This window comes from Streptomyces jumonjinensis (assembly GCF_009600885.1).
GTDB lineage: Bacteria > Actinomycetota > Actinomycetes > Streptomycetales > Streptomycetaceae > Streptomyces > Streptomyces jumonjinensis.
Window position 1 is genome coordinate 7,418 of the sequence record NZ_VCLA01000188.1, and the last position, 20,974, is coordinate 28,391.

Here is a 20,974-nt window from a genome sequence, read left to right on the forward strand (position 1 = left end):
AACCCGACTACGGGGGAACGGTCGGCCCAGCCCCTGAGGAGCGCGGACCCCTCGCGCAGAAGGTCGCCGTCGGGCGCGTTGTCGGAGGCGGCCGATACTCTCGCCGGTATGGCTCTCCACACATCCCCCGACGCCCCCCTCCCCGTGGGCGGGGGGTCCCGGCTGATCGGCGGGTGGATCGACCGGCTGGGCGCGATCTGGGTCGAGGGGCAGATCACCCAGCTGTCGCGGCGGCCCGGCCAGGGGGTCGTCTTCATGACCCTTCGGGACCCGTCCTATGACATCTCCGTGAGCGTCACCTGCTACCGGCAGGTCTTCGACGCCGTCGCCGACATCGTGGCGGAGGGCGCGCGCGTCGTGGTGCACGCCAAACCCGAGTGGTACGCGCCCCGGGGGCAGCTGTCACTGCGGGCCGTGGAGATACGGCCGGTCGGCATCGGTGAGCTGCTCGCGCGGCTGGAGCAGTTGAAGCGGTCGCTCGGGGCCGAGGGCCTCTTCGCCGCCGACCGGAAGAAACCCCTCCCCTTTCTGCCGCACCGGGTGGGTCTGGTCTGCGGACGGGCCTCGGCGGCCGAGCGCGATGTGCTGGAGAACGCGCGGCGGCGGTGGCCCGCCGTCCGGTTCGAGGTGCGCAATGTCGCCGTCCAGGGAGTGCACGCGGTCTCCCAGGTCGTCCAGGCGGTCAGGGAGCTGGACGAGCTGCCCGAGGTGGATGTGATCATCGTCGCGCGCGGCGGCGGCAGCGTGGAGGATCTGCTGCCGTTCTCGGACGAGCAGCTGGTCCGCGCGGTCGCCGAGTGCCGTACGCCGGTGATCTCCGCCATCGGCCATGAGCCCGACTCCCCGCTGCTCGACCTGGTCGCCGATGTCCGGGCCTCGACGCCCACGGACGCGGCGAAGAAGGCCGTACCGGACGTGGGCGAGGAGCTGGAGCGGGTGCGGCTGCTCAGGGAGCGCTCGCTCCGGACGGTCCGGGCGCTGCTGGACCGGGAGGAGCGGGGGCTCGCCCATGCCCTGGGCCGCCCGTCGATGGAGCATCCGCACCGGATGGTGGACGAGCGGGCGGCGGAGACCGACGCCCTGCTGGCCCGGAGCAGAAGGGTGCTGGGGCATCTGCTGGACCGGGCGGACTCCGAGCTCTCGCACACCCGGGCCCGGGTGCTCTCGCTGTCGCCCGCCGCGACCCTGGACCGGGGTTACGCGGTGCTCCAGCGCGAAGACGGAGCCGTGGTGCGCTCACCGGACGACGTGGCGGCGGGCGACGCGCTGCGCGCCCGGGTGGCCCGGGGCGAGTTCGCCGTACGGGTCACGGACACGGACTGAGCCCCGGGCTGAGCTCCGGACTGAGCTCCGGCCCCACCGCGTACACCACCGACACACAGGACTCTCTGGAGGAATCATGGCCGCCGACACGGACGGGACCGCACTCGGATACGAGCAGGCGCGGGATGAGCTGATCGAGGTCGTCCGCCGGCTGGAGGCGGGCGGTACGACCCTGGAGGAGTCCCTGGCCCTCTGGGAGCGCGGCGAGGAGCTCGCCGGAGTCTGCCGCCACTGGCTCGAAGGGGCCCGGGCACGCCTGGACGCCGCCCTCGCGGGTCCGGGCACTGCGGGCGCGGGTCCGGGCACGGCGGGCGCGGAGCCCGACAAGGACTGAGCGCCGCGCGGAAGCAAGAGCGCCAGACCAAGGGCGTCAGATCGAGAGCGCGGGGTGGAACGGCAGGCCAGGGGCGGCCTGGGGTGTGAGGCCGCTCACAGGCAGCAATTAGTTGAAATTTAATCTATGACCTTGCGGTTGCACCGCCCGTTGACCTCCCCATGCCCCGAAAGGTGCGCCCGCATGTCCCTCGCCCTCGACCCCGCCGCGCAGGACCTCCTCTTCCGCGAGGCCCGCACGGCCAACGCGTTCACCGACGAGCCGGTGACGGATGAGCAGGTCCAGGCGATCTACGAGCTCGTCAAGTTCGCGCCGACCGCCTTCAATCTGAACTCGCTGCGGATCGTCCTGGTCCGCTCGGAGGAGGCCCGTGAGCGCCTGGTGCCCCACATGTGGGATGCCAACCAAGCCAAGACCGGCTCCGCGCCGCTCGTCGCGATCCTCGCCGCCGACAATGAGTTCCACGAGGAGCTGCCCCGGCTCCTCCCGCACTTCCCGCAGGCCAAGGACCTCTTCTACACGGAGCGCCCGGTCCGCGAGAAGGACGCCGGCTTCAATGCCGCGCTCCAGGCCGCGTACTTCATCCTCGGCGTCCGCGCGGCCGGGCTCGCCGCGGGCCCGATGACCGGCTTCGACTTCGCCGGGGTCCAGAAGGAGTTCCTGGACGACGACCACACCCCGGTGATGATCGTCAACATCGGCCGGCCGGGCTCCGACGCCGCCTTCCCGCGCTCCCCGCGGCTGGCCTTCGACGAAGTGGTCACCACCGTCTGATCCCGCCACCGCGCACCGGGCCGCCGCACCTCGCTCATGAGGTGCGGCGGCCCAGTGCGTAGCCGGCCGGAGCCGGTCAGGCCCGCGAGGGCCGCGGCTCCGGCTTCGACTCCAGCGCCTGGGCCATCTGCGTCAGCCGCTCGGGCGCGGCCGTCCCGGTCACCACCGTGGTCACGCCCTTCTCCTCGCGCACCAGAGCGTCGTACTTCTCGCCCTTCCAGAGCTGCCAGGTCTCGCCATTCACCTTCTGCGTCTTGCCGGTGTCCTCGGCCCGGTGGGTGACCTTCGGGATGAACTTGCCCTTGGCCTCGGTGGACTGCTCGACCGCGACATACTCCCGGTCCGGGTCGAGGAACCCGAGATGCCAGGCGTTCGCCTCGAAGCCCTTGTACGACACCGAGGTCGCCTTCCAGCTCGCGGGCAGCCCCTCCGGCGCGACCACGGGATAGGGCGCCGCGCGCTGCGCCGTCACCAGCTCCACGCCGTAGTCGACCGCCTTGACGGGGTCGGCGTCCTCGTCGTTCGGAAGGAACAAATAGATCACTCCGACGACGGCGCCGATGGCCACCATCGAGAGAACCATGTCACGGACCGTCTGTCTGCCTCGCATACCTGCCACACCCCCATCGTCGCATCAAGATGGCGCGCTCAAACGTGGGCCCCCATGCTCATTCTGTCGGCATGCGGATACTGTGTTCTGTGGGGGATGACCCCGGATTCCCCGCCACAAAACCCTCATTCCGGCCGCCAAAACCCTCGTTCCGGCCGTCGCCGTACAGAAAGGTGCGCTCCGATGACCGAGCACAACCTGCCGTCCCAGCTGGAGGTCTCACCCGAGGCCCCCGACCGCAACCTCGCCCTCGAACTGGTGCGGGTGACCGAGGCCGCCGCCATGGCCGCCGGCCGCTGGGTGGGACGCGGTGACAAGAACGGCGCCGACGGCGCGGCCGTGAAGGCCATGCGCACCCTGGTGCACACCGTCTCGATGAACGGTGTCGTCGTCATCGGCGAAGGCGAGAAGGACGAAGCGCCGATGCTCTACAACGGAGAGCACATCGGCGACGGCACCGGCGCCGAGTGCGATATCGCCGTGGACCCGATCGACGGCACCACGCTCACCGCCAAGGGCATGCCCAACGCGATCGCGGTCCTGGCCGTCGCCGACCGGGGCGCGATGTTCGACCCCTCCGCGGTCTTCTACATGGACAAGCTGGTCACCGGCCCGGAGGCCGCCGACTTCGTCGACATCAACGCCCCCGTCTCGGTCAACATCCGCCGGGTCGCCAAGGCCAAGCGGTCATCGCCCGAGGATGTGACGGTCGTCATCCTCGACCGGCCCCGCCACGACGGCATCGTCAAGGAGATCCGCGAGACCGGCGCGCGCATCAAGTTCATCTCGGACGGCGATGTCGCCGGCGCGATCATGGCCGTACGCGAAGGCACCGGCGTCGACATGCTCATGGGCATCGGCGGCACCCCGGAAGGCATCATCACCGCCTGCGCGATCAAGTGCCTCGGCGGCACGATCCAGGGCAAGCTCTGGCCGAAGGACGCGGCCGAGCGGCAGCGGGCGCTCGACGCGGGCCACGATCTGGACCGGGTGCTGCTCACGGACGACCTGGTCCGGGGCGACAACGTCTTCTTCGTCGCGACCGGGATCACCGACGGCGAGCTGCTGCGCGGGGTGCGCTACCGGGCGGAGACGGCGACCACGCAGTCCCTGGTGATGCGCTCCAAGTCGGGCACCATCCGGCAGATCGACTCCACGCACAAGCTCTCCAAGCTGCGGGCGTACAGCCAGATCGACTTCGACCGCGCGCAGTAGACCACACGCATTCGACCACACAGAGCGCTCCGCGTCGGAGTACAGCGGAGAGGGGTCGCCCCAGGCGCGGTGGGCGACCCCTCGGTCTGTGGCACGCCATCGACTCAGGCCGCCGACTGAGCCTTCTTCACCTCGACGTCCCGCCGCCTCCGCCTCGCCAGCACCACCCGGCGCTCCGCCGCCGTCAGCCCTCCCCAGACTCCATAGGGCTCCGGCTGGAGCAGTGCGTGTTCCCGGCACTCGACCATCACCGGGCAGCGGGCGCAGACTCTTTTCGCGGCTTCCTCACGGGACAGCCGCGCGGCCGTCGGCTCCTTGGAGGGGGCGAAGAACAGTCCGGCCTCGTCCCTACGGCACACCGCCTCCGCGTGCCAGGGCCCGTCCTGATCTTCCCTGGCAGGGACGCGCTGAGAGGGCACAGCGGTCACCTGCAAGGACTGGTACGACAGTTGCAGCACGGTCTACTCCTGACGACGGCTTCGCGAGCGAGAGACGATGGAGCTCTCCCTACCCGCTGTACGCACGCCTATGCACTGAGTGGCGCACGGTTCGGGTCACCGGAGCCGCGCACCGGCGCTCATGGCCGAAAAGCGGACAGGAGCGGTGCGCCCTTCCCGGCCGTCGCCCCGGAAACCCTGTCGTCAGCCCAGGAAGTACTTGCGCATACGGTCCTGGAGATCGGCGACCCGCCGCCCCCGCTTCGGCTTGGCCTCGATATTGCCGAAGACCGAGTAGCCGTTGACGACCACCACCGGAGCGTCCGGTTCCACCGCCTCAAGGGTGCGCACCTCGAAGTTGCCGAAGATCCCGCTGCCATTGCCGCGCAGGGTGATGTTCTCCGGGACCCGGACCTCGACATTGCCGAAGATCGACGTCGCGTTGATCACCGTCATCCGCTGCTCGAAGAGCGCCTGGGTGAGATCGATCTCGATGCTGCCGAAGACCGCGAAGGCGTTGGTGCGGCGGCTGACGCGCCAGCGGCCCTTACGGAGGGAGCTGGAGAAGACGGCGATCAGATTCTCCGCGGCCCCGGTCTGCTCCTCGGCGCCGTAGGAGTACGCCCCGGTCTCCGGGGCCTTACGGGCCTGGGGCAGATCCTGGATGAGCGGCTGGAGTTCGCCCACGGTCTTGGCCCGGAGGACGGCGTCGATCCGCTCGGAGTGCTCCTCGGGGTCGAGCCGGCCCTCCGCCAGCGCGTCCCGGAGGATGTCCGCGATCCGGTCGCGGTCGGCGTCGGACGCCCGGAGGGCATCGGACACCCGGGCGGCGGCGCCGGGCTCAGCGGGGACGACGGGCTTGGGAGGCTGCTTTTCGAGGTCCACGGGGTCAGGGTATCGAAACGCGATAGATCGCGACTAGGGCCTGTCTGGTGGATCAGGCCGGATCAGTGAGCGGGGTCTGGTGCATGGGGTCTCCCCAGGCCCGCAGGGCCTAGGGGACGGATCGCAAGGCGGAGGAGGAAGTCCATGCGGTGGGGGCACTCCCCCTGGGCTTCGCCCGGGGGCACCCCCACCCGGGCCGCCAGGCACAGGGGGCCATTGGCGACTGACGACAACGCTGGGGGCACCTCCCGTGCCCGCAGGGCTACGGGGGAGAGCGTGCGTGCCAGGGCACGCGAGCCCGGCAAGGTCCACCAGACAGGCCCTGGGGGCCCGTACCCCCAGAAGGGGGCCCGCGGTGGCCGTTCACTGAGTCCTACCTCACCGGAAACCCGGGCCGGGCGCGTTCTACGCTGGGGGGCGTGCCGCTGCCAGCGCCACGTCTGCCGAGTGAGGAATGGCCGTCATGCCAGAGTTTGCGTACTCAGATCTGCTCCCCCTGGGAGAGGACACCACGCCGTACCGGCTGGTGCCCGCCGAGGGTGTCAGCACCTTCGAGGCCGACGGGCGTACGTTCCTCAAGGTCGAGCCCGAGGCGCTGCGCAAGCTCGCCGCCGAGGCCATGCACGACATCTCGCACTATCTGCGCCCCGCCCATCTCGCGCAGCTGCGCCGGATCGTGGACGACCCGGAGGCGTCGGCCAACGACAAGTTCGTGGCGCTGGACCTGCTGAAGAACGCGAACATCGCGGCGGCGGGCGTGCTGCCGATGTGCCAGGACACCGGCACGGCGATCGTCATGGGCAAGCGCGGACAGAACGTGCTGACGGCGGGCCGTGACGAGGAGGCCCTCTCCCGCGGTGTGTACGACGCGTACACCAAGCTCAATCTGCGCTACTCGCAGATGGCTCCGCTCACCATGTGGGAGGAGAAGAACACCGGCTCCAATCTGCCCGCGCAGATCGAGCTGTACGCCACCGACGGCGGCGCGTACAAGTTCCTCTTCATGGCCAAGGGCGGCGGCTCGGCGAACAAGTCGTTCCTCTACCAGGAGACCAAGGCGGTCCTCAACGAGACCTCCATGATGAAGTTCCTGGAGGAGAAGATCCGCTCGCTGGGCACCGCCGCGTGCCCCCCGTACCACCTGGCGATCGTGGTCGGCGGCACCTCGGCGGAGTTCGCGCTGAAGACCGCCAAGTACGCCTCCGCGCACTATCTGGACGAGCTGCCCGCCGAGGGCTCCCCCACCGGGCACGGCTTCCGCGATCACGAGCTGGAGCAGAAGGTCTTCGAGCTCACCCAGCGCATCGGGATCGGCGCGCAGTTCGGCGGCAAGTACTTCTGTCACGACGTACGGGTGGTGCGGCTGCCGCGCCACGGGGCGTCGCTGCCGGTGGCGATCGCGGTGTCCTGCTCGGCGGACCGCCAGGCGGTCGCGAAGATCACGGCGGAGGGCGTCTTCCTGGAGCAGCTGGAGACGGACCCGGCGCGCTTCCTGCCGGACACCACCGACGAGCATCTGTCGGAGGACGGCGCCGACGTGGTGCGGATCGATCTCAACCGTCCGATGGACGACGTGCTCGCGGAGCTGACGAAGTTCCCCGTGAAGACCCGGCTCTCGCTGACCGGTCCACTGGTCGTGGCGCGGGACATCGCGCACGCGAAGATCAAGGAGCGGCTCGACGCGGGCGACGAGATGCCGCAGTACCTCAAGGACCACCCGGTGTACTACGCCGGGCCCGCCAAGACCCCGGAGGGGTATGCCTCGGGTTCGTTCGGGCCGACCACGGCGGGGCGGATGGATTCGTATGTGGATCAGTTCCAGGCGGCCGGCGGCTCGAAGGTGATGCTGGCGAAGGGGAACCGCTCGCGCCAGGTCACCGAGGCGTGCGGGACGCACGGCGGCTTCTATCTGGGGTCCATCGGCGGGCCCGCGGCGCGGCTGGCGCAGGACTGCATCAAGAAGGTGGAGGTCCTGGAGTACGAGGAGCTGGGCATGGAGGCGGTCTGGCGGATCGAGGTGGAGGACTTCCCCGCGTTCATCGTCGTGGACGACAAGGGGAACGACTTCTTCACCGAGCCTGCGCCCGCGCCCACCTTCACCGCCATTCCGGTGCGGGGCCCCGGTCTGGGCTGAGTCCCGCGACGCACCCGGACGCCGGACGGGCCGAAGCACTCGGCCCGTCCGGCGCCCGCCCGCCCCCGCCTCAGGCGAAGCGCTGGCTCGCCGCCCCCGAGCACGGCTGGAGCCGCAGCGCCTCCCGTGCCGAGGCATGGGTCACACAGAGCCCCCGCGCCTCCGCCGGGCGGATCGTGCCGCCGTCCCGGACGAAGCGCTGGTTCCCCGCCCCCGAGCAGTCCCAGACGATCAGGGCCGCCCCGGCCCGGTAGTCGGCGCGCGGCACGTCCAGACAGCGGTCCTGCGACAGCTCGGTGTGGAGCGAGCCGCGCTCCCGGTCGTGCCACCACCCCTGGTTACGGCCGCCGTGGCACTCCCAGCCCACCACCTCGGTCCCGTTGCGGGTCACCGAGCCGGACACATCGGCGCAGCCGCCCGTCGCCTCGTTCCGCAGCGGGCGGTAGAGGTCGTCCCAGGCCCCCGCGTACAGCACCGGCCGCCCGGTGGAGGCGGTGTCCGCGCAGCTCGCCTCGCGCAGCCCGGAGGCGTACAGCTGGGTCAGACAGGACGCGAAGGCCGCGTGGCCGCGCGCGTTCGGGTGGAAGGACTGGCGGACCGAGTTGGCGTCCCAGGGGAGGCGGGTGACGTCGATGTACAGGCCCCGTACCCAGGTGTTCTCGGTGCAGACCTCATGGCCGTGGAAGAGCCGTGAGTTGTCGAGATAGACCGCCCCGGTGGCGCGGGCCGCCTCGCGCATCCCGCGCGCGAAGGCGGGCACGGCCGCGTTCCGGCCCCAGGCGGTGTCGGAGTCGTAGCCCAGACCGCCGCAGGCGAGCTTTCCGGGGAAGTTCGGGTTGTCCCGGAAGTCCGGTCCGACCGGGCTCGGGTAGCCCATCACCACCAGCTGGTAGTCGCCGTCCGCGTATCCGGCGTCGCGCATCACCGTGCGCAGATCGCGGACGGTGCCCTCGACCTTGGGGACCAGGGCGTCCACCCGCGCCTGCCAGCCGGACGCGTACTTCTGCTCACAGGGGCCCTGAAGGGTGACATAGCGGGTGACGCAGTCGGTCATCACCGGGGAGAACTGGAGATCGTCGTTGGCGCCCGCCACCAGCAGGATCATCTTGATGCGGGTGTTGCGCGCCTTGATGGCGAGCTGATCGCTCTGGACCAGCTCATCGGCGTACTGCTTGCCGCCGCCGATGCGGATGTTGCCGGTGTACGCCCCGGAGCAGGCGACGTTGTACGTCTCGTCGGCCGCGATCCCGGTCCGGTGGATCGCGGCCTCGGGCGAGCGGTGGCACCAGTTGCCCGGCGGCCCGTCGGTGCCGGGTTCGTAAGCGCCGACGCCCTCGCCCGAGATCTCGCTGTCGCCCAGCGAGATCAGCCCGGTTCTGCGCTCGGCGAGCGGGCGTTCGGCGGGGTTGCCGTACAGCTTCTCGGCCTCGGCGGCGCGGACGGTCTCCAGCTCGGGCGGGAGCGGCACGGAGACGGCTCCCCTGGGCTCGGCCGCCGAGGCCGCCGAGGCCGCCGTGGCCGTCGTGGGGACCGCAGCCCCCAGTAATCCCGCGGCCAGTGCCGCGACCGTGGCGACCGTCCTGCGGCACCGGTGTCGGGTGTGTCTCATCGCGCCTCCTGGGTGAGTGGTTGAGACAGGTATTTACTGGCCGGTAGCGCAGAGGGGAATAGCCACGGCAGAAGAAGAGCTCAACTCGTCGACGGGCCCGGCCCCGCCGGAACCCGGTCAACCCAGTCAGGAGGGACAGCAGAGCCATGACCGACGGCGACGACTACCGCACCGAGCACGACTCCATGGGCGAGGTCAGGGTCCCCGCGCACGCCAAATGGCGGGCCCAGACCCAGCGGGCCGTGGAGAACTTCCCGGTCTCCGGACAGCGGCTGGAGCGGGCCCATATCGAGGCGCTCGCCCGGATCAAGGGCGCCGCCGCCCGGGTCAACGCGGAGCTCGGGGTGCTCGACGCGGACATCGCGGACGCGATCGCCGGGGCCGCCGCCGAGGTCGCCGGGGGCCGCTGGGACGAGCACTTCCCGGTCGACGTCTTCCAGACCGGCTCCGGCACGTCGTCGAACATGAACGCCAATGAGGTGCTGGCGACGCTCGCCGCCGAGCGGCTGGGCCGACCGGTCCACCCCAACGACCATGTCAACGCCTCCCAGTCGTCCAACGACGTCTTCCCCTCCTCCATCCACATCGCCGCCACCGCCGCCGTCACGGGCGATCTCATCCCGGCGCTGGAGCATCTCGCCGCGTCCCTGGAGCGCAAGTCCGCCGAGTTCGCCGAGGTGGTCAAGTCCGGCCGTACGCATCTGATGGACGCCACCCCGGTCACCCTCGGGCAGGAGTTCGGGGGGTACGCGGCCCAGATCCGCTACGGCGTCGAGCGGCTCCGGTCCGCCCTGCCCAGGCTCGCCGAACTGCCGCTCGGCGGGACCGCGGTGGGCACCGGCATCAACACCCCGCCCGGCTTCTCCCCGGCCGTGATCGCCGAGATCGCCCGCACGACCGGGCTGCCGCTGACCGAGGCCCGCGACCACTTCGAGGCGCAGGGCGCCCGGGACGCCCTGGTGGAGACCTCCGGCCAGCTGCGCGTCATCGCCGTATCGCTGACCAAGATCGCCAACGATGTGCGCTGGATGGCGAGCGGCCCCCGCACCGGGCTCGCCGAGATCAACATCCCCGACCTCCAGCCCGGTTCCTCGATCATGCCGGGCAAGGTCAACCCGGTGATCCCGGAGGCGGTGCTGATGGTCGCCGCCCAGGTGACCGGGAACGACACCGCCGTCGCCGTCGCCGGAGCCGCCGGGAACTTCGAGCTCAATGTGATGCTCCCGGTGATCGGGAAGAATCTGCTGGAGTCCGTCCGGCTGCTGTCCGCCGTCTCCCGGCTGTTCGCGGACCGCACGGTCGACGGCATCACCGCCAACGCCGAACGGGCCCGGGAGTACGCCGAGTCCTCGCCGTCCGTGGTCACCCCGCTCAACAAGTACATCGGCTACGAGGAGGCCGCCAAGGTCGCCAAGAGGTCGCTCGCCGAGCGCCGCACGATCCGCGAGACCGTCCTGGACTCGGGGTACGTGGAACGCGGCGACCTCACCCTGGAGCAGCTCGACGAGGCCCTGGACGTACTCCGGATGACGCGTCCATGAGCGGGATCGCTGCGCGATCGGGACCGTACTCCTAAAATCTGCTCATGACAGGCACGGAACGCATTGAACGCTGGACGCCCGGGGACCATATCCTCTGGCGCTATCGCGGCCAGGCCCCGGACCTGGCGGGCCGGCGCGTCCAGATCTGCCGCCCGGTGACCGTCGTCCAGGACACCGAGGAGATACTCGCGGTGTGGATGGCGCCGGGCACCGAGTGCGTCAAGCCGGTGCTCGCGGACGGCACTCCCGTCCACCAGCAGCCGCTGGCCACCCGCTACACCGCGCCGCGTACGGTGATGCGCGACCGCTGGTTCGGCAGTGGCGTGCTCAAGCTGGCCCGGCCCGGCGAACCCTGGTCGGTCTGGCTGTTCTGGGGGGCCGGCTGGGAGTTCAAGAGCTGGTACGTCAACCTGGAGGAGCCACGCACCCGATGGGCTGGCGGTATCGACTCCGAGGATCATTTTCTGGACATCTCGGTCTACCCCGACCGCAGTTGGCTCTGGCGCGACGAGGACGAGTTCGCCGAGGCCCAGCGGGCGGGCCTGATCAGCCCCGCGAAGGCCCGCCGGGTGCGGGCGGCGGGGCAGGCCGCGGTGGAGGTCATCAGCGCCTGGGGAGCGCCGTTCTCGGACGGCTGGGAGCACTGGCGGCCGGATCCCGGCTGGCGCGTTCCGGAGCTTCCCCCGGATTGGGGCAGCACCCCCGAGCGGCTGGCGTCATGAGCGCCGCCCCGGCCGCGCCGGCCGCCGCGCGCCCGCGCCCCGGCCCCCTCGCCGTCCCCTCCCCCGCGCGCAAGATGTCCGACTCCCGTCGAGGAACACGTTCCGGCGCATACGGCGTCATGAGACTCTTGATACGCCCCCTGGGGGCAAACGTAGGATCGTCGTCCGCGGGACTGCGCCGTTCGGCAGGTGTTCGGTAACCATTGAGCGCAGCAACGGACCTGACCGTAAGTCATCACGAGTCACTTCTAGGGGGTGGAGCCGTGCCGGATGCCCGCCACCCTGTCGACGCCACCCGCAGAGCGGGTATACCGCCTCACGAGGCGTTCGCATCGCACACCCGGCCCAGACGGACGGAAGCCCACGCGTGACGGAGCAGCCCACCTCCCACGAAGGCCGGCAGCCCTTGGCTGCCCGGCCGCAGGAACGCACCCGGCCGAGGGCCGAGGCGGCCGGGTCCCCGGCCGTGCCCGGGCCGGCCGTCCCCACGCCCAACGGGCCGCCGCAGGACCTCGCGGACCTCGCGGCGACGGCCCGGCGCGAAGGGGACAGACTGCGTTTCGTCGGCGCCGCGACCCGCCGGATCGCCCGCGGCATAGACCTGGACGAGATCGTGCTGGGGCTCTGCCGGGCGACGGTGCCCACGTTCTCCGACGCGATCCTGGTCTATCTGCGCGATCCGCTGCCGGTGGGCGACGAGCGCCCGGTCACCCCCTTCGTGCTACGGCTGCGCCGTACCGACCGGCTGCGTTTAGCGGAGGACACCGCCGACTTCGGGGCCATGGCGCCCATCTCCGTCGTCGATCCGCACAACGACCTCACCCCGGCGGCCGAGCTGTGCGAGGTGCGGGCGGGCGGAGCGCTGTCGGAGGTGCTGCGCGGGGTGCGGCCCGTCTTCGGCGACTCGGCGGCGGCCCGTGCCGCGCTGCCCGAGCTGCTGGGCGCGGACCGGACGGTGCCGGGCGGCCATCGCGCCATCCTCGCCCCGCTGCGCGGACGCCGGCGGGTGATCGGCGCCGCCGTCTTCCTCCGGCGGCCCGACCGGCCCGCGTTCGAGCCCAACGACCTGCTGGTCGCCGCCCAGCTCGCGACGCATACGGCGCTCGGGATCGACAAGGCCGTGCTGTACGGCCGTGAGGCGTATATCGCGGACGAGCTCCAGCGCACCATGCTGCCGGACTCGCTGCCGCAGCCGACCGGCGTACGGCTGGCCTCGCGCTATCTGCCCGCGGCCGAGACCGCGCGGGTGGGCGGCGACTGGTACGACGCGATTCCGCTGCCCGGCAGCCGGGTGGCGCTGGTCGTGGGCGATGTCATGGGCCACTCGATGACCTCGGCCGCGATCATGGGCCAGCTGCGGACCACGGCCCAGACCCTGGCCGGTCTGGATCTGCCGCCGCAGGAGGTCCTCCACCATCTGGACGAGCAGGCCCAGCGGCTGGGCACGGACCGGATGGCGACCTGTATGTACGCGGTGTACGACCCGGTCTCGCACCGGATCACCATCGCCAACGCGGGTCACCCGCCGCCGGTGCTGCTGCATCTGGGCGGGCGGGCCGAGGTGCTGCGGGTGCCGCCCGGAGCGCCGATCGGGGTCGGCGGGGTCGACTTCGAGGCCGTGGAGCTGGACGCCCCCGCGGGCGCGACCCTGCTGCTGTACACGGACGGCCTGGTCGAGTCCCGGCTGCGGGATGTGTGGACCGGCATCGAGCAGCTGCGGGAGCGGCTCGCCGCCGCCGCTCAGCTCACCGGGCCGGACCACTCGCCCCCGCTGGAGGCGCTCTGCGACGACGTCCTGGACATGCTCGGTCCGGGCGACCGGGACGACGACATCGCGCTGCTGGCGGCCCGTTTCGACGGGATCGCCCCCAGCGACGTCGCCTACTGGTTCCTCGAACCGGAGGACGCCGCGCCGGGCCGGGCCCGCAGGCTGGCCCGCAGGGCGCTCTCCCGCTGGGGTCTGGAGGAGCTCAGCGACGGGGTGGAACTGCTGGTCAGCGAGGTGGTCACCAATGCCGTGCGGTATGCGGAACGGCCGGTGACGCTGCGGTTGCTCCGTACGGACGTACTGCGCTGCGAGGTCGGCGACGACTCCCCGCAGCTGCCCCGGCAGCGCAAGGCACGGGACACCGACGAGGGCGGCCGGGGTCTCTTCCTGGTCAACCGGCTGGCGAGGAGATGGGGGGCGACCCGGCTGTCCAGCGGAAAGGTGGTCTGGTTCGAGCTGCCCACCCGGCCCTGACCCAGCACTGACCCGACCCTGACCCGACCCTGACCGCGGAGCGTATGCCTACGGGCACGGTGAGACGCCCTACGCCGTCCGGCGTGGGGTGCCGCCGTGCCCGTACCGCGTCCAGGGCCGGAATCCGTCCATATGTTGCCGACAGAGTGTCGGCGGAGTTGACGGGGGTACGCGGCCGAAGCGACCACATCCGCACCCCCATGGACGGGAGGACGCTCGTGACCGAGACATCCCGCAAGGTGCCGTACACCACGAACAACGCCGGTGTTCCGGTGGAGAGCGACGAGCATTCGCTCACCGTCGGACCCGACGGCGCGATGCTGCTCCAGGATCACTATGTGATCGAGAAGATGGCCCAGTTCAACCGGGAACGGGTCCCCGAGCGGGTGGTCCATGCCAAGGGAGCGGGAGCGTACGGCTTCTTCGAAGTCACCGAGGACGTCAGCCAGTACACCAAGGCGTCCCTCTTCCAGCCGGGCCAGCGCACCGACATGCTGGCCCGCTTCTCGACGGTCGCGGGTGAACAGGGCTCCCCGGACACCTGGCGGGACCCGCGCGGGTTCGCGCTGAAGTTCTACACGGAGCTGGGCAACTACGACATGGTCGGCAACAACACGCCGATCTTCTTCATCCGTGACGCGACCAAATTCTCCGACTTCATCCACTCGCAGAAGCGCCATCCGGCCACCGGGCTGCGCAACAACGAGATGCAGTGGGATTTCTGGACCCTCTCCCCGGAGTCCGCCCATATGGTCACCTGGCTCATGGGCGACCGGGGCATCCCGAAGTCGTACCGCTACATGAACGGCTACAGCTCGCACACCTATATGTGGCTGAACGCGGGCGGCGAGAAGTTCTGGGTGAAGTACCACTTCAAGACCGACCAGGGCGTCGACTTCCTCACCCAGGCGGAGGCCGATGAGCTGGCCGGGACCGACGCGGACGTGCACCGCCGCGATCTGCACCGGGCGATCGAGTCCGGCGACGCGCCGAGCTGGAGCCTGAAGGTGCAGATCATGCCCTTCGACGACGCGCCGGACTACCGTTTCAACCCCTTCGATCTGACCAAGGTGTGGCCGCACGGCGACTACCCGCTGATCGATGTGGGCCGGATGACCCTCAACCGGAACCCGGAGGACTACTTCGTCCATATCGAGCAGGCCGCCTTCGAGCCCTCCAATCTGGTGCCCGGGATCGGCCCCTCGCCGGACAAGATGCTGCTGGGGCGGCTGTTCTCGTACCCGGACACCCACCGGTACCGGATCGGCCCGAACTACGCCCAGCTGCCGCCCAACCGCCCGCACTCCGCGGTGAACTCCTACGCGAAGGACGGCCCGATGCGGTATGTGCCGTCGAACGCCTCGATGCCGTACGCGCCGAACTCCTTCGGCGGCCCGGCGGCGGATGTGGCGCACTACGGCAAGACGGCGGGCTGGTACAGCGAGGGCGAGATGGTGCACGCGGCCTACACGCTGCACGCCGAGGACGACGACTGGGGCCAGGCGGGCACCCAGGTCCGTGAGGTGCTCGACGACGCGGCCCGGGAGCGGCTGGTCTCGAATGTCGCCGGGCATCTGAAGCAGGGAGTGACCCGGCCGATTCTCGACCGGGCGTTCGAGTACTGGCGCAATATCGACCAGGACATCGGCGACCGGATCGCCAAGAAGGTCAATGGAGGTCTGTGAAGGCTGAGCGCTGAGCGCTGACACGACGGCGCCCGCGGTCCCGGTTTCACCACCGGGACCGCGGGCGCCGTACGCATGGGACCGCGGGCGCCGTACGCATGGGACCGCGGGTGCCGTTCGCATCGGCGGCTGCCGGAGGACCGCCCGTCAGGGCCTGAAGCCGTATCCGCCCTGCTCCGCCGGTCTGCCCGGCTGGGCGGGCGAGGACGGTGACGACTGGCTCGGCCGGGGCGCGGAGCTGCTGCTCTGGGACGGCGAAGGGTCGGCCGACTCCGTCGTGGAGGGCGACGGGGAGGTCGAGGCCGAGGTGGAGGGGTCCGGCTCGGGCTCCGGCGGCGGCGCGGGCGCGTCCGTGGAGGGCGACGGGGCGACGGACTGCGGAGCGGAGGGGGGCGGCTGGGGCGCCGCGGGCTCCTTGACCTCCAGGTCGAACGCCGCGCCCGCGTCCGCGCCGAGCGCGGCGGAGGTGTACGCCTTCCAGATGCCGGCCGGGATGCCGCCGCCGTTGGCGCGGCCCTCGTTGATCGTGTCGGTCAGGGTGACCTGGCCGGTACCGTCCGGCTTCTCGCCGAAGAGGCCGACGACGGTCACCAGCTTGGGCGTGTACCCCGCGTACCAGGCCGTTTTGTTGTTCTCCGAGGTGCCGGTCTTGCCTGCGGCCTGGTAGCCGCCCGCAGCCGCCTGGCCCGAGCCCTTCTCGACGACGCTCCGCAGCGCCGCGGTGACGGTGTCCGCGGTCTCCCGGCTGATGGCCTGGCCGCCCACGGCGTCCTTCAGCACGGGCTCGCGGAGCTGGTGCTCGGCGGATTTCACGATGGTCGGGGCGACCTTCTTGCCGTGGTTGCCGAGGGTGGCGTACACCCCGGCCATGTCCCAGGTGGAGGCGTTCATCGTGCCCAGCGACATGGCGGGCCGCTCCGGCCAGCCGGCGCCGTCCTCCATCCCCATGGCGAGCGCCGTCTTCTTGGTCTCGGCGGGGGTCACATCGACGATCATCTGCGCGTAGACGGAGTTCACCGAGTTGTCGGTGGCCTCCTGGACGGTGATCGGCCCATGGTGCTGGTCGTTGATGTTCTCGGGCGCGAAGGGGGTGTCGCTGCCCTCGACCGGACGTCTGCTGTCGCCGTCGTAGATCGTGTTCAGGGTGATGGGGTCGCCGTCCTGGGTCACCGCCTCGTTCTCCAGGGCGGAGGCCAGCACCACGGGCTTGAACGTCGACGCGGGCTGGTAGTCGCGGCGGGTGGCGTTGGAGAGCCAGTGCTCGGTGGCGTCGGTGCCGCCGTAGAGGGCGACGACCTCTCCGGTCTCCGGGTCCACGGAGGTGGCGCCCGCCTGGACGGTGGCGTGCTTCTTGTCGCCCGTGCGGTCGAGCTTCGCCTCCAGCTCCTGGTCGACGGCCTGCTCCAGCGCCTGCTGGCGCTTCTTGTCGATGTTGAGGGTGATCGTCCAGCCGCCGGCCTCGATGTCCTCCTCGCTGATGCCCTGGGCCGCCAGCTCGGCGTTGGCCGCCTCCACCAGATAGCCGGTCTGCCCCTCCATGCCGGGGGCGGCCTTGGGAGCATCGGGTACGGGGAACTCCAGCTCGGCGCGGGCGGACTCCTCCAGCCAGCCCTCCTCGACCATGTTCTTCAGCGTGTAGTGCCAGCGGTCGGTCGCCATCGCCTTGCCCTTCTCGGAGGCGATGGCCCAGTCGTACTGGTTGGGGGCCTGGAGCAGGGCCGCGAGATACGCGCCCTGGGCGAGGGTCAGCTCGGCGGCGTCGACACCGTAATAAGCCTGGGCGGCGGCCTGGATGCCATAGGCCCCGCGCCCGTAGTAGCTGGTGTTGATGTAACCGGCGAGGATCTCGTCCTTGCTCTTCTCCCCGTCGACCTTGAGGGAGATCACCAGTTCCTTGAGCTTGCGGCTGAGGGTCTGGTCCTGGCTGAGGTAGTAGTTCTTGACGTACTGCTGGGTGATGGTCGAGCCGCCCTGCTTGCCCTTGCCCATGACGGTGTTGAGCAGCCCGCGGGCGGTGCCCTTGAGGTCGACCCCGGAGTCCTTGAAGAAGCTCTTGTTCTCCGCGGCGACAAAGGCGAGCTGGACGTCCCTGGGTATCTCCGACAGCGGGACGATCTCGCGGTTGAGCTTGCCGGTACGGGCGAGGATCGAGCCGTCGCTGTACTTGTAGACATTGCTCTGGAGCTTGGCCTCGGCATTGGCCTCGGGCACGGGCGTCATCACATAGACGGCGTAGAACGCGCCTATGACGAGCAGACAGAGGCCGGTGAAGGTGCCGAGGACCTTCTTCCAGGTGAAGAAGCGCCGCACGCCCTTGAGCTGGCCGGCTCTGCCGGCCTTGCCGGCCTTCCTGGCATTCCGCGTCTCGCGCTCCCGCGCCCGTCGCGCCTCCGCTCGGCCCATCGCTCGTTCCGCTCCGCTCTTCGGTTCTTCGGTCTCGTCCGCCGACGCCGTAGGTCCGGTGCCGCCGCCCGCTCTCGGTGTTCCCGCGTCCCCGAGACGGTTCGGACCAGGGGCGGTCCGGACGACAGGCAGTCCGGACCACAGGCGGTTCGGACCACAGGCGGTTCGGACCACAGGCGGTTCGGACCATGGGCGCGAGCCACGGAAAGCGACCAGGGGGAGCTCAGAAAAATAACACCGCTCGCTCCGACAAAAGTCGATCCATAGGGATTTTCCCGACGTGACAATCAGCACCTCACTCGTGAAACCACCCCATGGCGGGCGGCGGCAGAAGGTGGCGACATCCGATAATGTGTAATCAGATTGCTAGCCAAGAGCTAGCGACCCGATGGATCCCATCGGGAGCAGCCGGGCCATGGGCCCAGAGATGACGGGGGAGCACCATGACCGCCACCCACGGCGCGATGACGGCAGACGGCATACCGGAGACGCCGGTGCGAGGGAGAGCGGAGCGGGAGAGGATCACCGAGTTCCCGGCGCGCAACATCGGCGGTGGACTCGCCCTGCTGCTGGGGCTCGTCGGGCTGGCCCTCGGCGGTCTGCTCGTCTTCCTGGGGGTGGTGGTCTCCGCGACCGGCCTCAAGGTCGCCATGATCCTGACCGGATCGGTCGTCGGCGTCGCCGCGTTCCTCGCGATGTGCGGGCTCAACAACGTCTCGCCCGGCGAGGCCCGGGTGGTCCAGCTCTTCGGCCGCTACCGGGGCACGAGCCGCACCGACGGACTGCGCTGGGTCAATCCGCTCACCTCGCGGGAGACCATCTCCACCCGGGTGCGGAACCACGAGACCGCGGTGCTCAAGGTGAACGACGCGTACGGCAACCCGATCGAGCTCGCCGCCGTGGTGGTGTGGCGGGTCGAGGACACCGCGCAGGCGCTCTTCGAGGTGGACGACTTCGTGGAGTTCGTCTCCACCCAGACCGAGGCCGCGGTGCGGCACATCGCCATCGAGTACCCCTACGACGCCCATGACGAGGGCGGTCTCTCGCTGCGCGGCAACGCCGAGGAAATCACCGAGAAGCTCGCGGCGGAGCTGCACGCCCGGGTCGAGGCCGCCGGCGTCCATATCGTCGAGTCCCGTTTCACCCACCTCGCCTACGCCCCGGAGATCGCCTCCGCGATGCTCCAGCGCCAGCAGGCGGGCGCGGTGGTCGCGGCCCGGCGGCAGATCGTGGACGGCGCCGTGGGCATGGTCGAGGAGGCCCTCGCCCGGATCGCCGAGCGCGACATCGTGGACCTGGACCCGGAGCGCAAGGCCGCGATGGTCTCCAATCTGCTGGTGGTGCTCTGCGGCGACCGCTCGGCCCAGCCGGTCCTCAACACGGGCACCCTCTACCAGTGACGCCCCCGCCGGAGCGCAAACAGGTACTGCTGCGGCTCGACCCGGTGGTGTACGAGGCTCTGGCACGGTGGGCCTCGGACGAACTGCGGAGCGCCAACGCGCAGATCGAGTTTCTGCTGAGGCGGGCGCTGGCGGAGTCCGGGCGGCTGCCCGGCGGTGTGGCGCCGATCGCCAAGCGGGGCCGGCCGCCGAAGCCGGCCGCACCGCCGCCGGACGCCCCCTGACGGCAGGGGAGGACTCGCGCCCCGGGACGCGAGTCCTCCCGTACATCCCCGCACGGGGCCGGATTCCCACCACGTACAGTGCTGGACATGTCGATCGGTCACACCCTCCTCGCGCTCCTGGAAGCCGGACCGCGCCATGGTTACGACCTCAAGCGCGCCTTCGACGAGAAGTTCGGGCACGACCGGCCGCTGCACTACGGGCAGGTCTACTCGACCATGTCCCGGCTGCTGAAGAACGGGCTGGTCGAAGTGGACGGCATCGAGGCCGGCGGCGGCCCCGAGCGCAAGCGCTACGCCATCACCGAGGCCGGGATCACCGATGTCTCCCACTGGCTCGCGCAGCCCGAGAGACCCGAGCCCTATCTTCAGTCGACGCTGTACACCAAGGTCGTACTGGCACTGCTCACCGGACGGTCCGCGGCCGAACTGCTGGACCTCCAGCGGGCGGAGCATCTGCGGCTGATGCGGATCCTGACCCAGCGCAAGCACAGGGGCGATCTCGCCGACCAGCTCATCTGCGATCACGCCCTGTTCCATCTGGAGGCGGATCTGCGCTGGCTGGAGCTGACCTCGGCGCGGCTGGAGCGGCTGGCGGCGGAGCTGGGCACGCTGCCGGACTCCTCGCGAGCGGCGCGGGAGAAGGAGACCGGCATATGACCCCCGTACGGCCCGCCCGCCCCCGGAAGGAACCCCGCCGATGATCCCCGCGGGCTCTCTCCTCGTCGCCGAGGACCTGCACAAGAGCTATGGCCGCACCACCGCCCTGGACGGGGCCTCCTTCTCGATCCACCCGGGCGAGGTCGTCGCCGTCCTCGGCCCCTCCGGCTCCGGTAAATCGACCCTGCTGCACTGTCTCGCCGGGATCGTCCCGCCGGAGTCGGGCACCGTCCGCTACGCCGGACGCGATCTCACCGCGCTCACGGACCGGGAGCGCAGCGCGCTGCGGCGTACGGAGTTCGGCTTCGTTTTCCAGTTCGGCCAGCTGGTGCCGGAGCTGACCTGTACGGAGAATGTGGCGCTGCCGCTGCGGCTGGCCGGGGTGCGGCGCAGGGCGGCCGAGGCGACCGCGGCCCAGTGGCTGGAGCGGCTGGAGGTCGCGGGCATCGGCGGCCAGCGCCCCGGGGAGGTCTCCGGCGGCCAGGGCCAGCGGGTCGCGGTCGCCCGCGCGCTGGTCACCTCGCCCCGGGTGGTGTTCGCCGACGAGCCGACCGGAGCGCTGGACAGTTACAGCGGCGAGCGAGTGATGGAGCTGCTGACCGAGGCGGCGCGGACCACGAACGCCGCCGTCGTGCTGGTCACCCATGAGCCGCGGGTCGCCGCCTACTCGGACCGGGAGATCGTCGTACGCGACGGACGGACCCGCGACCCGGACTACGCACTCTGAGCAGCACGGACCCGCGACCCGGACTTCGCACACCGAGCACCACGGACCCGCG

The 20,974-nt window shown here is 70.6% G+C and carries 18 protein-coding genes; 13 read left to right on the forward strand and 5 right to left on the reverse strand.

Features of this window, described 5'->3' with window-relative positions; all coding sequences use genetic code 11:
• Positions 1-108 precede the first annotated feature (108 nt).
• The 3 genes from xseA to FF041_RS29430 all read left to right on the forward strand — a co-directional run bounded on the left by xseA (position 109) and on the right by FF041_RS29430 (position 2,431).
• On the forward strand, positions 109-1,323 hold the full coding sequence (gene xseA / locus FF041_RS29420; protein WP_153525620.1) for an exodeoxyribonuclease VII large subunit: 1,215 nt from the start codon (positions 109-111) through the stop codon (positions 1,321-1,323).
• A 76-nt stretch (positions 1,324-1,399) separates the two neighbouring features.
• Positions 1,400-1,657, forward strand: coding sequence for an exodeoxyribonuclease VII small subunit (locus tag FF041_RS29425; protein ID WP_153525621.1), 258 nt, complete (start codon positions 1,400-1,402; stop codon positions 1,655-1,657).
• Positions 1,658-1,840: 183 nt separating this feature from the next.
• Entirely contained in the window at positions 1,841-2,431 is a 591-nt protein-coding gene (locus FF041_RS29430; RefSeq protein WP_153483764.1) for a malonic semialdehyde reductase, read from the forward strand.
• A gap of 76 nt (positions 2,432-2,507) precedes the next feature.
• Here the strand turns inward: FF041_RS29430 and FF041_RS29435 are convergent, their stop codons facing one another.
• A complete protein-coding gene (locus tag FF041_RS29435) occupies positions 2,508-3,041 on the reverse strand; it encodes a DUF4245 domain-containing protein (protein ID WP_153525634.1) in 534 nt (177 codons plus the stop codon).
• A gap of 183 nt (positions 3,042-3,224) precedes the next feature.
• Here FF041_RS29435 and glpX point away from each other — a divergent pair, with 183 nt between their 5' ends.
• Positions 3,225-4,256, forward strand: coding sequence for a class II fructose-bisphosphatase (gene glpX / locus FF041_RS29440; RefSeq protein ID WP_153525622.1), 1,032 nt, complete (start codon positions 3,225-3,227; stop codon positions 4,254-4,256).
• Between the two features lie 104 nt (positions 4,257-4,360).
• On the opposite strand, the gene FF041_RS29445 is transcribed toward glpX, so the two are convergent.
• The gene (locus tag FF041_RS29445; RefSeq protein ID WP_323371714.1) at positions 4,361-4,714 is read right to left on the reverse strand and encodes a WhiB family transcriptional regulator; all 354 of its coding nucleotides are present in this window, start codon (positions 4,712-4,714) and stop codon (positions 4,361-4,363) included.
• 183 nt (positions 4,715-4,897) lie between these two features.
• Positions 4,898-5,578 carry a DUF1707 SHOCT-like domain-containing protein gene (locus tag FF041_RS29450; RefSeq protein WP_323393056.1) on the reverse strand — a complete coding sequence of 227 codons (681 nt, stop codon included), beginning with the start codon at positions 5,576-5,578 and terminating at the stop codon, positions 4,898-4,900.
• A gap of 463 nt (positions 5,579-6,041) precedes the next feature.
• Here FF041_RS29450 and FF041_RS29455 point away from each other — a divergent pair, with 463 nt between their 5' ends.
• The gene (locus tag FF041_RS29455) at positions 6,042-7,712 is read left to right on the forward strand and encodes a fumarate hydratase (protein ID WP_153525623.1); all 1,671 of its coding nucleotides are present in this window, start codon (positions 6,042-6,044) and stop codon (positions 7,710-7,712) included.
• A 70-nt stretch (positions 7,713-7,782) separates the two neighbouring features.
• On the opposite strand, the gene FF041_RS29460 is transcribed toward FF041_RS29455, so the two are convergent.
• Complete coding sequence (locus FF041_RS29460) at positions 7,783-9,321, reverse strand: ricin-type beta-trefoil lectin domain protein (protein WP_153525624.1); 1,539 nt, start codon at positions 9,319-9,321, stop codon at positions 7,783-7,785.
• Between the two features lie 146 nt (positions 9,322-9,467).
• On the opposite strand from FF041_RS29460, the gene FF041_RS29465 reads away from it, so the two are divergent.
• The 4 genes from FF041_RS29465 to FF041_RS29480 all read left to right on the forward strand — a co-directional run bounded on the left by FF041_RS29465 (position 9,468) and on the right by FF041_RS29480 (position 15,511).
• The gene (locus FF041_RS29465; RefSeq protein WP_153525625.1) at positions 9,468-10,862 is read left to right on the forward strand and encodes a class II fumarate hydratase; all 1,395 of its coding nucleotides are present in this window, start codon (positions 9,468-9,470) and stop codon (positions 10,860-10,862) included.
• Between the two features lie 44 nt (positions 10,863-10,906).
• The gene (gene fomD / locus FF041_RS29470) at positions 10,907-11,584 is read left to right on the forward strand and encodes a cytidylyl-2-hydroxypropylphosphonate hydrolase (protein WP_153525626.1); all 678 of its coding nucleotides are present in this window, start codon (positions 10,907-10,909) and stop codon (positions 11,582-11,584) included.
• Between the two features lie 367 nt (positions 11,585-11,951).
• Positions 11,952-13,826, forward strand: coding sequence for a SpoIIE family protein phosphatase (locus FF041_RS29475; protein WP_323371712.1), 1,875 nt, complete (start codon positions 11,952-11,954; stop codon positions 13,824-13,826).
• Positions 13,827-14,026: 200 nt separating this feature from the next.
• A complete protein-coding gene (locus FF041_RS29480) occupies positions 14,027-15,511 on the forward strand; it encodes a catalase (protein ID WP_153525627.1) in 1,485 nt (494 codons plus the stop codon).
• 147 nt (positions 15,512-15,658) lie between these two features.
• Here the strand turns inward: FF041_RS29480 and FF041_RS29485 are convergent, their stop codons facing one another.
• On the reverse strand, positions 15,659-17,914 hold the full coding sequence (locus FF041_RS29485; RefSeq protein WP_153525628.1) for a transglycosylase domain-containing protein: 2,256 nt from the start codon (positions 17,912-17,914) through the stop codon (positions 15,659-15,661).
• A 464-nt stretch (positions 17,915-18,378) separates the two neighbouring features.
• Here FF041_RS29485 and FF041_RS29490 point away from each other — a divergent pair, with 464 nt between their 5' ends.
• The 4 genes from FF041_RS29490 (at position 18,379) to FF041_RS29505 (ending at position 20,922) form a co-directional block, all read left to right on the forward strand.
• Entirely contained in the window at positions 18,379-19,314 is a 936-nt protein-coding gene (locus FF041_RS29490) for an SPFH domain-containing protein (protein ID WP_228388710.1), read from the forward strand.
• Positions 19,260-19,538: a hypothetical protein gene (locus FF041_RS29495; RefSeq protein WP_153525630.1), complete on the forward strand. Its 279-nt coding sequence runs from the start codon at positions 19,260-19,262 to the stop codon at positions 19,536-19,538. Before FF041_RS29490 ends, FF041_RS29495 begins: the two co-directional genes overlap by 55 nt.
• 87 nt (positions 19,539-19,625) lie before the next feature.
• Positions 19,626-20,195, forward strand: a complete 570-nt coding sequence (locus FF041_RS29500; protein WP_153525631.1) for a PadR family transcriptional regulator — start codon at positions 19,626-19,628, stop codon at positions 20,193-20,195.
• 40 nt (positions 20,196-20,235) lie between these two features.
• On the forward strand, positions 20,236-20,922 hold the full coding sequence (locus FF041_RS29505) for an ABC transporter ATP-binding protein (protein ID WP_153525632.1): 687 nt from the start codon (positions 20,236-20,238) through the stop codon (positions 20,920-20,922).
• Positions 20,923-20,974 lie beyond the last annotated feature (52 nt).

Bases quoted from the DNA above. Each gene is read 5' to 3' on its own strand.
- xseA (WP_153525620.1), top strand. From the start codon at position 109: ATGGCTCTCCACACATCCCCCGACGCCCCCCTCCCCGTGGGCGGGGGG.
- FF041_RS29425 (WP_153525621.1), top strand. From the start codon at position 1,400: ATGGCCGCCGACACGGACGGGACCGCACTCGGATACGAGCAGGCGCGG.
- FF041_RS29430 (WP_153483764.1), top strand. From the start codon at position 1,841: ATGTCCCTCGCCCTCGACCCCGCCGCGCAGGACCTCCTCTTCCGCGAG.
- FF041_RS29435 (WP_153525634.1), bottom strand. From the start codon at position 3,041: ATGCGAGGCAGACAGACGGTCCGTGACATGGTTCTCTCGATGGTGGCC.
- glpX (WP_153525622.1), top strand. From the start codon at position 3,225: ATGACCGAGCACAACCTGCCGTCCCAGCTGGAGGTCTCACCCGAGGCC.
- FF041_RS29455 (WP_153525623.1), top strand. From the start codon at position 6,042: ATGCCAGAGTTTGCGTACTCAGATCTGCTCCCCCTGGGAGAGGACACC.
- FF041_RS29460 (WP_153525624.1), bottom strand. From the start codon at position 9,321: ATGAGACACACCCGACACCGGTGCCGCAGGACGGTCGCCACGGTCGCG.
- FF041_RS29465 (WP_153525625.1), top strand. From the start codon at position 9,468: ATGACCGACGGCGACGACTACCGCACCGAGCACGACTCCATGGGCGAG.
- fomD (WP_153525626.1), top strand. From the start codon at position 10,907: ATGACAGGCACGGAACGCATTGAACGCTGGACGCCCGGGGACCATATC.
- FF041_RS29480 (WP_153525627.1), top strand. From the start codon at position 14,027: ATGGACGGGAGGACGCTCGTGACCGAGACATCCCGCAAGGTGCCGTAC.
- FF041_RS29485 (WP_153525628.1), bottom strand. From the start codon at position 17,914: ATGGGCCGAGCGGAGGCGCGACGGGCGCGGGAGCGCGAGACGCGGAAT.
- FF041_RS29490 (WP_228388710.1), top strand. From the start codon at position 18,379: ATGACGGCAGACGGCATACCGGAGACGCCGGTGCGAGGGAGAGCGGAG.
- FF041_RS29500 (WP_153525631.1), top strand. From the start codon at position 19,626: ATGTCGATCGGTCACACCCTCCTCGCGCTCCTGGAAGCCGGACCGCGC.
- FF041_RS29505 (WP_153525632.1), top strand. From the start codon at position 20,236: ATGATCCCCGCGGGCTCTCTCCTCGTCGCCGAGGACCTGCACAAGAGC.